At 61.6% G+C, this 12,941-nt stretch carries 12 protein-coding genes; 3 read left to right on the top strand and 9 right to left on the bottom strand.

The annotated features are described in order from the left end of the window. Positions 1-52: 52 nt before the first annotated feature. Positions 53-706, bottom strand: coding sequence for an outer membrane protein (locus NKH49_RS15595; protein WP_352451078.1), 654 nt, complete (start codon positions 704-706; stop codon positions 53-55). Between the two features lie 347 nt (positions 707-1,053). Here NKH49_RS15595 and NKH49_RS15590 point away from each other — a divergent pair, with 347 nt between their 5' ends. Next, a complete protein-coding gene (locus NKH49_RS15590; protein ID WP_352541366.1) occupies positions 1,054-2,649 on the top strand; it encodes a DEAD/DEAH box helicase in 1,596 nt (531 codons plus the stop codon). Between the two features lie 140 nt (positions 2,650-2,789). On the opposite strand, the gene NKH49_RS15585 is transcribed toward NKH49_RS15590, so the two are convergent. Continuing rightward, positions 2,790-3,683: a LysR family transcriptional regulator gene (locus tag NKH49_RS15585; protein ID WP_352541367.1), complete on the bottom strand. Its 894-nt coding sequence runs from the start codon at positions 3,681-3,683 to the stop codon at positions 2,790-2,792. A 127-nt stretch (positions 3,684-3,810) separates the two neighbouring features. On the opposite strand from NKH49_RS15585, the gene NKH49_RS15580 reads away from it, so the two are divergent. Together NKH49_RS15580 and NKH49_RS15575 are read left to right on the top strand one after the other, a co-directional pair. Further along, positions 3,811-4,695: an NmrA/HSCARG family protein gene (locus tag NKH49_RS15580; protein WP_352541368.1), complete on the top strand. Its 885-nt coding sequence runs from the start codon at positions 3,811-3,813 to the stop codon at positions 4,693-4,695. Between the two features lie 50 nt (positions 4,696-4,745). Further along, the gene (locus tag NKH49_RS15575) at positions 4,746-5,018 is read left to right on the top strand and encodes a DUF2798 domain-containing protein (RefSeq protein ID WP_023679921.1); all 273 of its coding nucleotides are present in this window, start codon (positions 4,746-4,748) and stop codon (positions 5,016-5,018) included. A gap of 90 nt (positions 5,019-5,108) precedes the next feature. On the opposite strand, the gene NKH49_RS15570 is transcribed toward NKH49_RS15575, so the two are convergent. From NKH49_RS15570 to NKH49_RS15540, 7 genes are all read right to left on the bottom strand, one after another. Further along, the gene (locus tag NKH49_RS15570; RefSeq protein ID WP_352541369.1) at positions 5,109-5,756 is read right to left on the bottom strand and encodes a YiaD family glycine zipper/OmpA-like lipoprotein; all 648 of its coding nucleotides are present in this window, start codon (positions 5,754-5,756) and stop codon (positions 5,109-5,111) included. Between the two features lie 174 nt (positions 5,757-5,930). After that, positions 5,931-6,299 carry a GFA family protein gene (locus NKH49_RS15565; protein ID WP_023679923.1) on the bottom strand — a complete coding sequence of 123 codons (369 nt, stop codon included), beginning with the start codon at positions 6,297-6,299 and terminating at the stop codon, positions 5,931-5,933. 192 nt (positions 6,300-6,491) lie between these two features. Next, entirely contained in the window at positions 6,492-6,878 is a 387-nt protein-coding gene (locus tag NKH49_RS15560; protein ID WP_031212810.1) for a hypothetical protein, read from the bottom strand. Positions 6,879-7,352: 474 nt separating this feature from the next. Continuing rightward, a protein-coding gene (prfB, locus tag NKH49_RS15555; RefSeq protein WP_352451084.1) for a peptide chain release factor 2 occupies positions 7,353-8,484 on the bottom strand; the annotation gives its coding sequence in 2 pieces (ribosomal slippage) (positions 7,353-8,417 and positions 8,419-8,484; 1,131 coding nt in all). 167 nt (positions 8,485-8,651) lie between these two features. Then, positions 8,652-11,108: a penicillin-binding protein 1A gene (locus NKH49_RS15550; protein ID WP_352926546.1), complete on the bottom strand. Its 2,457-nt coding sequence runs from the start codon at positions 11,106-11,108 to the stop codon at positions 8,652-8,654. A gap of 30 nt (positions 11,109-11,138) precedes the next feature. Continuing rightward, on the bottom strand, positions 11,139-11,321 hold the full coding sequence (locus tag NKH49_RS15545; RefSeq protein ID WP_352457449.1) for a hypothetical protein: 183 nt from the start codon (positions 11,319-11,321) through the stop codon (positions 11,139-11,141). Between the two features lies 1 nt (position 11,322). Beyond that, the gene (locus tag NKH49_RS15540; RefSeq protein WP_352926586.1) at positions 11,323-12,585 is read right to left on the bottom strand and encodes an N-acetylmuramoyl-L-alanine amidase; all 1,263 of its coding nucleotides are present in this window, start codon (positions 12,583-12,585) and stop codon (positions 11,323-11,325) included. Positions 12,586-12,941: the final 356 nt, after the last annotated feature.

Genomic DNA, 12,941 nt, shown 5'->3' with positions numbered 1-12,941 from the left:
AGGCCGGGTTCCTATTTGACAACACAAGTGTTGCGGCGGCCGATCGTTGCGATCAGAACTTGTAATTCAAGCCGATGACTCCGGTGTGTATGCGGACCTTTGCTTCGACATTCAGGCCGGTGTCGACTGTATAATCGCTCTTGCCCAGATCGAAATATTTGTATTCGCCCTTAAGCGACCAGTGATCGGTAAAGGCATATTCCAGGCCCGCGCCCAGGGTCCAGCCTGCTCTGGTTTTCGAGGTGCCGTTGGTCCCGATCGGACCGCTTGTGCTAATCTCAACCCTGCCGAAGCCGAGACCGCCGGTACCGTAGATCAGCAGCCTATCCATCGCATAGCCAATTCGGCCACGCAGCGATCCGAGCATCTTTACATCGGAATCGCAAGAGAAGGTGGGGTTCGGACAGTCCGTGCCGCCATCGATATGGGCGGCCGAGATGTCCGCCTCGACGCCATAGACTATATTTCCGCTCTGGAAATTGTAACCGGCCTGGACGCCGCCCAGGGCGCCGCTGCCATCATGATCAGCCGTCCCGCCACCAGTATATTCCCAGTCTACTTTGCTGCTGCCACCGCCGACATGTGCGCCTAGATAGAGGCCCGTCCAGTTATACGTTGATGCGACCGGCAACTCCACGACATCGGCCGCGATCGCCGGAGTCAAGGCCGCTGCCAGAAACGCAGCGGAGAGAAAAGCTTTCTTCATAATGTGGCCCCCCTAGCCAAGAAAATGGATGAATCGTTTGTGGCTAGTTTTCTGAGTTATTTCAAATCTCAAATGATACTTTGGCGTGTGGTCAGAATGAATGCACCCTGGCGTTGCTGATCTGCAACACCTGCGCTGATGCGAGAATGTCGCCTTGCTGAACAGCGGGCCATCGACGAGCGGTAACCATCGCGATTAAGCTTACGGCTTCACAATCGCACCAATGCCGCCCGTTTGTGTTGACAAATCGTGGGCTTGCGCCTACCTGCAATACCAATCTTGCAGGCGCGCGGCGCTTGCCGCGACTGCATATGTTGCGCCCCCGAACCAGCCAAAGACAGCCAAACTTGTCCTCAGACACCCAGATCGCTCAAGAAGCGTTGACCTTCGCAGACCTCGGCCTGTCGCCGAAGGTCCTTTCCGCAGTTACCGATGCCGGCTACACCGAGCCGACGCCGATCCAGGCTGGTGCTATCCCGCACGCCTTGCTCGGCAAGGACGTGCTGGGCATTGCCCAGACCGGCACCGGCAAGACGGCGTCCTTCGTCCTGCCGATGCTCACCCGGTTGGAAAAGGGCCGTGCCCGCGCCCGCATGCCGCGCACGCTGATCCTCGAGCCGACGCGCGAGCTCGCCGCGCAGGTCGAGGAAAACTTCGTCAAATACGGCAAGAACCACAAGCTCAACATCGCACTGCTGATCGGCGGCGTGTCCTTCGACGAGCAGGACAAGAAGCTCGAGCGCGGCGCCGATGTGCTGATCGCGACCCCCGGCCGCTTGCTCGACCATCGCGAGCGCGGCAAGCTCCTGCTCAACGGCGTCGAGATCCTCGTCATCGACGAGGCCGACCGCATGCTCGACATGGGCTTTATCCCCGACATCGAGCGTATCTGCGAGATGATCCCGTTCACCAGGCAGACGCTGTTCTTCTCGGCGACGATGCCGCCGGAAATCACCAAGCTCACCGAGAAATTCCTGCACGCACCGGTGCGCGTCGAAGTGTCGAAGGCAGCATCGGCCGCCACCAACATCATCCAGCGGCTGGTGAAATCCGGCCCGAAACCCTGGGACAAGCGCGAGACGCTGCGCAATCTGATGAAAGCCGAGGATGCCGAGCTGAAGAACGCCATCATCTTCTGCAACCGCAAGATCGAGGTATCGGAGCTGTTCCGCTCGCTGCTGAAATATGACTTCGACGCCGGCGCCCTGCACGGCGACATGGACCAGCGCGCGCGCATGCAGATGCTGGCCAATTTCCGTGACGGCAAGCTGCGCTACCTCGTTGCTTCGGATGTCGCGGCGCGCGGCCTCGACATTCCCGATGTCAGCCATGTCTTCAATTACGACGTGCCGATCCACGCGGAGGATTACGTCCACCGCATCGGCCGTACTGGCCGCGCCGGGCGCTCGGGCAAATCCTTCACCATCGCGACCAAGTCGGACACCAAATACATCGACGCCATCGAGCGGCTGATCGGCACGAAGATCGAGTGGCATGACGGCGATTTGTCGACGGTCGTTGCCAGCGAAGGCGGCGAGGATGAGGCCCCGCGCCGTGGCCGCGGTGCGCCACGCCGTGCCGGCCGCAAGGACGACGCCAAGGACAGGGGCGAGCGCAAACCGCGTGAACGCCACGCCAGGCGCAGCGAAGAAGCAGCGCCGGAAGCAGTTAGCGAGGAACAGCCGGTCGTGGCCGAAGCCACCGTCGCCGACATCGACGAGCGACGTACCCGCAAAGAGGCGATCCGCTCGGAAAACAGCGAGCGCCAGGCGTCATCTGAACGCAAGGCTTCGCCCGATCGCAACGAACGGCGCGCGCCGGAACGGGGCGACACCAGGCCGCAGCGCGAGCGCCCTGCCCGCCAGCGCCAGGAAGACAATGACGCGACCGTCGGCTTCGGCGACGACATGCCGGCCTTCATGCGGATCGTGGCCAAGGTCTGACACGGCTCGCGCGCGGCCCCGCCGACGCGCGAAGCACCCTCTTTTGAGAAGTACTGCTCTCGGTAATCTTGTGGCGTTGCTGCGAGGCGGTCGATTTTGGTGCTGCCGGCGATCCGTATGCCGCTAGGCTCGCTATGTAGCTAAAGATCCCTGAGCTCCAGGCGGGATGCCAGCAGGTCCAGAAAAGCGCGAACTTTGGCTGAGGACGACCTGCCTTCCGGCCACACGGCGTGTATCGGCACCGGCACCGGCTCGAATTCGGTTAGAACCAGTTCCAGGCGGCCATCGTCCACCAGGTGCTTTACCTGCCAAAGCGGCGAGTAGCCCAGACCCAATCCGTGAACCGCGGCCGCATAGATCGATATCATCAAATTCGACCGGAAGGTGCCCGCGACCTTCACCGGCCGGGGCTTGCCTTCAATCTGAAACATCCATTCGCCTGGGCGGCCGTCGACGGTTCGTACGATGCATTGATGCTCACGCAATTCGAGCGGATGGGCCGGTCGGCCGTGTTGCTGGAAGTAGGCAGGTGCGCCGAACACCACGCGCCGCAGCGCGCCCAGGCGCTTCGCACGTAAATTGGAATCCGGCAAATTGCCGATTCTTACCGCCAGATCGAGACCCTCGGCATCGAGATCGACAAATTCATCGGAAAGCTTGAGGTCAACCTCGACCCGGGGATATGTCCGCATATAGTCGGCGATAACCGGCACGAGGAAGTCCGGGCCGAACAGCACCGGGGCACTGACACGCAGGATGCCCGATGGCTCAGACCGTCGATTGGCCGCCTGAAGCCTGGCTTCGTTAATTTCCTCGACGGCGGGTTTGATGCGCTGGAAAAAGGCCGCTCCGGCTTCGCTCGGCGTCGAGCGGCGTGTCGTCCTGTGCAGAAGCTCGACCCCGATTGATTCCTCCAATGTCGCCAGGGACCGGCTGACCGACTGCAGTGAGCGGTTCAGCCGGCGTGCGGCAGCCGTCAGACTGCCATGCTCGACAATGGCAATGAAGGCTTCGAAATCATCTATCCGGCTCATCGCTCATCGCTCCTTTCTACCGAAAATCGGGAGAAACTATCGCAACATCGATCAATTGTAACGAAGTTCGCTAGATTTTATCTTCCCTGCACAGGCCGAAAGGCAGACTCGAAGGAAGGAGATCGTCATGCGAACACCCAGTCCAACGGTCCTGGTCGTAGGCGCCGCAGGCCGCGTTGCCGGTTTGGTGGTGCCTGAACTCGTCCGCCGCAATGCCAGGATTCGGGCGCTTGTTCGTGACGCCGCGAGTGCCGAAAAAGCCCGGAAAGCCGGCGCATCCGAGATCGCGATCGGAGATCTGCGCAACCATCGGAGCCTTGAGCAGGCCGTGGAAGGTGTCGACGGTGTCTTTCACATCGGACCGGCCTTTGCTCCCGACGAAGCCGCCATGGGGGTTGCCATGGTTGAGGCAGCGGCGCGAGCAGGCGTTCGAAAATTCGTCTTTTCGTCGGTGATCCAGCCGACCAATACGAGGCTGGAAAACCATGCAAGCAAGGTACCCGTTGAAGCTGCCCTCTATTCGACGAACATGGAGTACACCATTCTGCACCCGGCCAATTTCATGCAAAATATCTCGGCGGCCTGGCCGTCCGTCGTCGAGCACGGCGTTTTCGCCGAGCCGTTTCCAAGGACGGCGAAGCTCGCCCGCGTCGACTATCGCGATGTGGCTGAAGTGGCGGCAATCGCATTGACCGAAGCGCGTTTGTCCTATGCGACCCTCGAGCTGTGCGCCGACGGTATGCACAGCCGCGAAGAGGTCGTCGCCATGATGAGCGAAGCGCTTGGCCGGCCGGTTTCGGCGGGCGAGCCGACATTTCAGGACTGGGCGGCGAAGGCCCGCCTTCCCTATACCGACCGGCAGTTGCAGATGCTGGCCAAAGTACACAGCCACTACGCCAAATACGGCCTCGGCGGGAACAGCCTGACGTTGCGTGCCGCGCTTGGCCGCGAGCCGCGTTCGCTGCGAAGCTTCATTCGGGAATTGGCGCTGCAGACGGCATATGCCGCCTGATCGTCCTCACAGTAACGCTGACGCACATTTTTTCTGATTGGGAGATTTCGATGCAAGCATCACCGGATCGAGCCTTCAAGTTGAGAAAGCTGCCGCCCTCCTACGGCGCGGTGGTGATGCCGTTGGTTCTTTCGATTCTGATGTCCTCGATTGTCTCGGCGGTTTCGACGGCAATCGGCGCAGGCTGGACAAACGGGTTTATAGCGGCCTGGAGCTATGCATGGGGCGCTTCATGGCTTGTCGCGTTTCCCAGTCTGCTGATTGTGCTTCCGATCGTGCGTCGGATCGTTGCCGCGATTGTCGATCAGCCGGCCCGGTCCTGACATCACGAACGAAGGGTGCCGGCGGCCGGAGGGCCGGCATAGCCATTAGAGCGGCCCCTTGCGGGGCTGCGGCCGGTTCGTGCGCTTGCCTCAGGTAAGCGGCGACAGCTGGATCTCGACGCGGCGGTTCTGAGCCCGGCCGGCAGCGGTCGCGTTGGAGGCGATCGGACGCGTCTTGCCGAAGCCTGTGACGGCGAAGCGGCGGGAATCGACACCCTGTCCGGACAGATAGTTGGCGACCGCCAAAGCACGGCGCTGCGACAGGTCGAAATTGTGCTCGTCGCTGCCGGTCGAGTCGGTGTGGCCGAACACGTCGACGGTGGTCTGGCGGAACTTTTTCAGCACAAGGGCCACCGAATTCAGCACCGGATAGAAACCGGCCTTCACCGCGTCCTGGTCGACGTTGAAGGTGATGTCGGACGGCATATTGAGGATGATCTGATCGCCGGAGCGGGTGACGCTGACGCCTGTGCCCTGAAGCTGTCGGCGCAGTTCGGCCTCGTTCTGGTCCATGGTGGCACCGATGGCACCGCCGGCAAGCGCGCCGATGCCCGCGCCGATCAGCGCGTTGCGGCGGTCGTTACCGCCGGCAAGCATGCCGAGCCCGGCACCCGCCAAAGCACCGAGACCGGCGCCGGCAGCGGTGTTGGAAACCTTCTGTTCCCCGGTGTAGGGATCGGTGGTGCATGCGCTCACGAGCACAGCCGTCGCCACGACGGCGAGCACAATCTTTTTCATATGGTGGTCCCTCTCCATTCCACGGCCGCGCAACGGCGCACCGCATCAGCCCTTCCAGCGACTTGTAACATGAAATGCGGCGAAAAGCGGACCAGCAAAAGCCGCTGCCGCGGCTTTCCCCGGCTCAATTCCACACGCCTGCAGCGGCTCGCGCGACCACCGCAATTCGACCGGCTACCAGAGATTCTTGCCGTCGATGACCACCACTTCGACCTTGTCGAGATCGAAATCGTCGAACAGCCGCGAGTTCACGCTGATCTTCGGATTGTCGAAATTCGGCTCGCCTGTCGACCAGTCCGGCGTCTCGGTGAAGGTGCCACAGCCGCAGGTGGCGCAAAAGCCGTGTTTTATGGTTTTCGATCCCCACTGGTAGAACGAAACATTCTCCGGCGGGCTGGTGAGCCTGAATTGCGATGGGGTGTAATAGGCCCACAACGAACCGCGTTTTGAACAGAAGGAACAGGTGCATCGCGTCACTGTCTGCGGCGCTTGCGAGACCTCGAACGTCGTCGCCTTGCAGTGGCAGCTTGCCTTGATCGTCATGGATTGGTCCCTCACAATGCCGCCCGTAAGCAAAGGCAGCATAAAGAAACGCTCCTGACAACTGCCTGTCAGCGACCTGTGAGCCTGCGATGCACAGGTTAAAAGTGCTGGAGTGCCGACCGAAGGCTCATCGATCCAAAGCCGCCGCACACCCCCGGGTCAGCCCGTCGGCAAGCTTTCGGGCGTCATGCGCTAATAGGACGATGGCGGCACGAACAGGCAGATGGTCTTTCCGTCATTGGCACCGGCAACGGAGCACCAATGATATTCGCCGTCGGGCGAATTCTTGATCCGCTTGTCGCTATAGGCCACGACTTCCCCGGTTCCTTTGATGACATAGCCCTCGGGACGTTCGCTGATCGATGTCTGAGAGACCTCGCGGCAATCATAGCCCGAGCAGCAGGAGAAGGGATAGCTCCAGCCTTGCGGCATGGCCGCGGTCGGCTTGGCATCATGCGCCAGAGCAGGCGCCGCAAATGGAATGGCGGCAGCTATCAAAACCACTGCCGCGACAAGTGAATTCAGGAGTCGGCGCGCCGTGCGGGCGACTGGGGCCGGTCTGGTTGTGAGAGCAGGCATGAGCGCAGTTCCTATCAACGGTTGTCAAGCATTTCGCTTGCCCGTTCCCGGAACGTGTCTTCCCAGTGGCCGGATCGTCAGGTCGCAGATACGCCGCGTCCGGCCATAAATGCTTTTTTCCTCCCCAGCGCATGAATGCTGGGCTGATTCCTTGGTCGGCGCAAGCAATTGCTGTCGCAACCGAACGCCGACCTCTGCAGCCGGAACCAACCTGCCGTCCTGATTGACGAAACCTGGTCAACCCCGGCAGCGGGATCGCCCAATAACGGGATTTGGCTCGCGCTGGTTCCAGGCTTGGCACCGGCGGCCCGCGGCATCCGCGTCAAAAGCGGAAATCGATTTTTGAAAAATCCGATGAAAAACAAAGTTGTAGAACGACAGGTAAGTGCAAATTGAGAGCTCGTCACTCTCGCGCGATGGCCGTAACTCTCGCGTGATGAACCCACATTCCTGCCGGATTGGTGCCCGGCGGCCTCAGTCGATATCGGCCACCGTTTCGCCGGCGCCACCTTCGATCCGCTGCGACAGCGAGGCTTCCATGAAATCGTCGAGGTCGCCGTCGAGCACGCTCGACGGGCTGGTGCTCTCGACACCGGTGCGCAGATCTTTCACCAGCTGATAGGGCTGCAGCACGTAGGACCGTATCTGGTGGCCCCAGCCAATATCGCTCTTCGACGCTTCGGTGGCGTTCGCCACCGCTTCGCGCTTCTTCAGCTCTTCCTCGTAAAGCCGCGAGCGCAGCATTTCCCAGGCCTTGGCCTTGTTCTTGTGCTGGGAGCGCTCGGCCTGGCAGGCAACCGCGATGCCGGTGGCGAGATGGGTTATGCGCACCGCCGAATCGGTGGTGTTGACGTGCTGGCCGCCCGATCCCGACGACCGATACGTGTCGATACGGACGTCGGATTCGGAAACGTCGATGTCGATCGTATCGTCGATGACGGGATAGACCCAGACGCTGGCGAAGGAGGTGTGGCGGCGCGCATTGCTGTCATAGGGCGAAATCCGCACGAGACGATGCACGCCCGATTCCGTCTTCAGCCAGCCATAGGCGTTGTGGCCCTTGATCAGCAGCGTGGCCGACTTGATGCCGGCTTCTTCGCCGTCATGCACTTCAAGCACCTCGACCTTGAAGCGCCGGCGCTCGGCCCAGCGCGTATACATGCGCAGAAGCATCGAGGCCCAGTCCTGGCTTTCGGTGCCGCCGGCGCCGGCATGGACTTCCAGATAGCTATCGTTGGCGTCAGCCTCGCCCGACAGCAGCGTTTCGATCTGGCGCGCCTTGGCCTCGCCGCGCATCGAGCGGATTGCCGCTTCGGCCTCCGCGATGACGCCCTCGTCGCCCTCTTCCTCGCCAAGCTCGATCAGGCCGATATTGTCTTCCAGGGCCTGGGTGAGGCCTTTGACCGCGGCAATGCCTTCCTCGAGGCCCTGACGCTCGCGCATCAGCTTTTGTGCTTCCAGCGGCTCGTTCCAGAGGCTCGAATCCTCGGCACGGACGTTCAGGTACTCAAGCCGCTTTATGGCTTGGTCCCAGTCAAAGATGCCTCCTCAGCAGGGTGATCGCCTGCCTGATCTCGTCGACAATATTTTGCGTTTCCGCGCGCATGGCTGGCTGTTCTGTCCTGTTGCTGGATGGCGGTTTGATGGCGCGATACATAGGGACGGCACGGTCTCCTGTAAAGCGCCGGCCCCTGTAATGTACCGGCCCCTGTAAAGCGGAATGGACCGGCTCGACCATCATCGTCAAGCCGACCCGACCCGATGTAGCGATTGTCAGTAGAGCCCGCCGCCGCCCGACTGGATGGCCTGGTTGGCCTGCGGCGACAGCGCCCCGCCGGTGGCGTTGGAGCCGTCCGCACCCATGCCGATCACCCAATAGCTGTCGGCGGGACCGGTACCCGGCTTGAAGGCTTCGATGATGGTTCCGGCGTCGCCCGCGTTGGCTCGCATGCCGGTCTTGCGATTGATCGCAATCAGCTTCATGCCGTCCGGAACCTTGAAGTCGACATTGGGCGTGCCGTCCAGCGCCACGCGCATGAAATCCTTGAAGATCGGCGCGGCAAGGCCGCCGCCGGTCGCGCCCTTGCCAAGGCCCTTCGGCTGATCATAGCCCATATAGAGGCCGACAACGAGGTTCGGCGTATAGCCGATGAACCAGGCATCCTTTTCGTCGTTGGTCGTTCCGGTCTTGCCGGCGATGTGACGGCCGAGCTCGTTGATGGTGGCGCCGGTGCCGCGTTGCACGACGCCCTCCATCATCGATGTGATCTGGTAGGCGGTCATCGGATCGAGCACCTGCTCGGAATTGTCGACCAGCTCCGGCTCTGGCTGGTTCTGCCACTCGGCGGCGTTGCAGTTCGAGCAGCCGCGTTCGTCCTGCCTGAAGACGGTCTTGCCGTAGCGGTCCTGGATGCGGTCGATCAGCGACGGCTTGATCGACTTGCCGCCATTGGCCATGATCGAATAGGCCGACACCATGCGCATCACCGTCGTCTCGCCGGATCCCAGCGCCATCGGCAGATACGGCGCCAGGTGGTCGTAGACACCGAAACGCTCGGCATATTCCACGACCAGCTTCATGCCCATGTCGTTGGCAAGCCGCACCGTCATCAGGTTGCGCGATTTCTCGATGCCGGACCGCAACGTCGCCGGGCCGGCCACCGTTCCGTCGTAATTCTTGGGCGTCCAGGTCGTGTTGCCGCTCTGGATGGTGATCGGCCCGTCCATAATCACGGAGGCGGGCGTATAGCCATTGTCGAGGGCGGCCGAATAGACGATCGGCTTGAACGACGACCCCGGCTGGCGCATGGCCTGCGTCGCCCGGTTGAACTCCGACTGCGCGTAGGAGAAACCGCCGACCATGGCCAGGACGCGTCCGGTATGCGGGTCCATGGCGATCAGGCCGCCTTCCACTTCGGGAACCTGGCGCAAGCTGTAGTTGTTGTCCGAGCCGTCGTTCTTCTGCACGAAAATCACGTCGCCCGGCTTCAGCACGTCGGCCGGCGACTTCGCCTTGACGGTCCTGCCGTCGACGACGTGGCGCATGGCGAAGCTCATGTCTTCCTTGCTGACGGTGCCTTCGACGCGGTCCTTGACGATTTCGCCGGAGATCTGGCGCGTCGGCTGCAGGCCGATGGACAGGCCGGTGGCCGAGCTGTCGAGCACGACGGCGAGCGACCATTCCGGCACGTCCTCCAACCGCTTGACGTTGCCCAGCGGCACGCCCCAGTCGCCGGAAACGTCGATGCTCGTGACCGGCCCGCGGTAGCCGCGCAGCGTGTCGAACTTCATAAGTCCGTTCTGCATGGCCTTGCGGGCAATCAGCTGCATCTTCGGATCCAGTGTCGTGCGGACGGAAAGGCCGCCTTCGTAGAGCGCATTCTCGCCGTAGCGCGCGATGATCTGGCGACGCACTTCCTCGGTGAAATACTCCCCGGCGAAGAGATAGTTGCCGGTGCGGCGCGGCGTGACGCCGAGCGGCTCGGCCTTGGCCTTCTCGCCTTCCTCATGCGTGACGTAGCCGTTCTCGACCATCTGGTCGATGACCCAGTTGCGGCGCTCCAAGGCGCGATCGGCATGCTTGAAGGGATGGTAGTTGTTCGGCCCCTTCGGCAGGGAGGCGAGATAGGCGGCTTCGGCCACGGTGAGCTCGTTCACCGATTTGTCGAAATAGGTGAGCGCAGCACCGGCGACGCCATAGGCGCCGAAGCCGAAGAAAATCTCGTTGAGATAGAGCTCGAGAATGCGATCCTTCGAGTAGGCCTGCTCGATGCGGAAGGCGAGGATCATCTCCTTGATCTTGCGCTCGTAGGTCTGGTCTGAAGACAACAGGAAGTTCTTCGCCACCTGCTGGGTGATCGTTGAGGCGCCGACCTGGCGCTTTCCCGAACCAACATTCTGCAGGTTGACGACAATGGCCCGGCCAAGGCCGGTCACGTCGATGCCGGGGTGATTGTAAAAATTCTTGTCCTCGGCCGACAGGAAGGCCGCCTTGACACGATCCGGGACCGCCTGAATCGGCAGATAAAGCCGCCGCTCACGCGCATATTCGGCCATCAGCGCGCCATCCGACGCGTGGATGCGGGTCGTCACCGGCGGCTCGTATTTGGCCAGCACCTCGTAATCGGGCAGGTCCTTCGACAAATGGCCGATATAGATCGCCACGCCCGCCGCGACCAAAAGGGCCAGCGTCGTGCCGATGCCGAAGAAATAGCCAATGAGACGAATCATACCCGCTCCAGTCCTTGGTTCGGGAATTTCCTAAACGAAGCCGCCCTTCACGCAAGCTTTCGGGACGATCCCAAACCGTAATCGCAAAATCCATGTCGCGACCATGTGGGCAAAATACGGCAGCGCGGGATTTCGGTTTCGAATGCCGGAAATAAAAGCACAGGGTGTTGTCGCCGTGCAACGCTGCTTCAGGTTGTGGGCGCCGGCGGACATTTCAGCCTCCGGCCCCCGTTCCGCCCTTGGCCGAAGCAAACAGGGCAACGGCGTTGGTTATGCTCTGGGTCGCCTTGCTGCGCCAATCGGCGCTGAGCAACTGCGCTTCGTCCTTGGCGTTCGACAGATAGCCGAGTTCGACCAGCACGGATGGAACGTCCGGCGCCTTCAGCACCTTGAAGCCAGCAGAACGCTGCGGGTTGTTGATCAGACCGACGCTGGTGGAAAGCTGGCCGACGAGAGTATGGGCGAAGCTCATCGAAAAATTATGCGTCTCGCGGCGGATCAGGTCGATCAGGATATCGGTCACTTCCTTGCTGTCGTCCTTGATCTCCATGCCGGCGAACTGGTCGGAAAGATTTTCACGGTCGGCAAGCGCCTGCGCCTCGGGATCGGAAGCCTTGTCGGACACGGTGTAGACGGTTGCGCCGCGAATGCCCTTGAGGCTGATCGTGTCCGCATGGATCGAGATGAGCAGGTCGGCCTCATGCTGGCGGGCAATGCGCACGCGGTCGTCGAGCCGCAGGAACTCGTCCGTTTCGCGCGTCAGGAACACGTCGTATTTGCCGCTGGCGGCGAGCTTGTCGCGCAGTTCCATGGCAAAGGCGAGCGTCACGTTCTTTTCGACCGTACCGTTCAGGCCCTCGGCACCGCCGTCGATGCCGCCATGGCCGGGATCGACGACGACGGTGAAACGATGGCCCGGATTGGAGACCGGCCCGGTACCGACCCTGCCGGCCTTGTCGGCGGAGACCGTCGAACCGGTGGTCAGCGCCTGATTGGCGAGCGCTGCGTCGAATTCCCGCTGCGAGGCCGCCGACATGTCGATGGCGATGCGGTAGCCGTTGCCGTCACCGTTCTTGAGCACGTCGAGATTGTCGACGGCGAACGGTCCCTTGCCGGTGAGAATCAGCCGCGATTTCCCCTCGCCGAGCTCGCCGTAACGCACCGTGCGGACAAGGCCGCGCGGCTTTACATCCCTGGCATTGAGGGCAAATCTGGTGGCCGGCAGATCGATGACCAGGCGATTGGGGCCGCGCAGCAGGAACCATTTGATGTCGGGTTCGCGGTCGAAATTGATGACGATGCGCATCTTGGTGGCATCGCCGGCCATCTTGTAGCTTGTGGCGCCGAGCGGTACGTCGGCAGCACGCGAAAGCGGCGAAAAGACCAGGCAAGCCAGGATCAGCGGCAGCAGGCAGGCGGTGCGGAACAACCAGCCTCCATGATGACGGCCCTTGTCTGCGAAGCCTGCCAGTCCCATCTTTCTACCAATCGCTCCCGTTGGCGTCATGCCCGATCGCTTGTCGAAGTGCCCTATTGCTTGTCAAAGTGCTGCCAGGCCGCGAACTCGATTAACGATTGGTATCCAGAGAAGGTTAACCAAGCCTTTTCATGGAAGGCTTGGAACCTGGGCTTCCGCTGCGGAACGGCTTTTTGCCGGCATCGGGAATCGGGGTTGCCTTCCAACCCGCCAAATCATAAAAGCGATGGTGGATCACTGCAATCCTGGAACCGTCCTCCTCCGCAGCTTCCTGCTACAGGTCAGACGCAAGACGGCTCCTTTCGCTTCAGGCGAAGAAGGCATCGGTGATCGCGACGATTTTCGCAGGCGTGCTC

This window comes from Mesorhizobium sp. M1088, from assembly GCF_040318575.1.
Classification (GTDB): Bacteria; Pseudomonadota; Alphaproteobacteria; order Rhizobiales; family Rhizobiaceae; genus Mesorhizobium.
This window is presented reverse-complemented; position numbering and strand designations above follow the sequence as displayed.

Bases quoted from the DNA above. Each gene is read 5' to 3' on its own strand.
- NKH49_RS15595 (WP_352451078.1), bottom strand. From the start codon at position 706: ATGAAGAAAGCTTTTCTCTCCGCTGCGTTTCTGGCAGCGGCCTTGACT.
- NKH49_RS15585 (WP_352541367.1), bottom strand. From the start codon at position 3,683: ATGAGCCGGATAGATGATTTCGAAGCCTTCATTGCCATTGTCGAGCAT.
- NKH49_RS15580 (WP_352541368.1), top strand. From the start codon at position 3,811: ATGCGAACACCCAGTCCAACGGTCCTGGTCGTAGGCGCCGCAGGCCGC.
- NKH49_RS15575 (WP_023679921.1), top strand. From the start codon at position 4,746: ATGCAAGCATCACCGGATCGAGCCTTCAAGTTGAGAAAGCTGCCGCCC.
- NKH49_RS15570 (WP_352541369.1), bottom strand. From the start codon at position 5,756: ATGAAAAAGATTGTGCTCGCCGTCGTGGCGACGGCTGTGCTCGTGAGC.
- NKH49_RS15565 (WP_023679923.1), bottom strand. From the start codon at position 6,299: ATGACGATCAAGGCAAGCTGCCACTGCAAGGCGACGACGTTCGAGGTC.
- NKH49_RS15560 (WP_031212810.1), bottom strand. From the start codon at position 6,878: ATGCCTGCTCTCACAACCAGACCGGCCCCAGTCGCCCGCACGGCGCGC.
- NKH49_RS15550 (WP_352926546.1), bottom strand. From the start codon at position 11,108: ATGATTCGTCTCATTGGCTATTTCTTCGGCATCGGCACGACGCTGGCC.
- NKH49_RS15545 (WP_352457449.1), bottom strand. From the start codon at position 11,321: ATGTCCGCCGGCGCCCACAACCTGAAGCAGCGTTGCACGGCGACAACA.
- NKH49_RS15540 (WP_352926586.1), bottom strand. From the start codon at position 12,585: ATGGGACTGGCAGGCTTCGCAGACAAGGGCCGTCATCATGGAGGCTGG.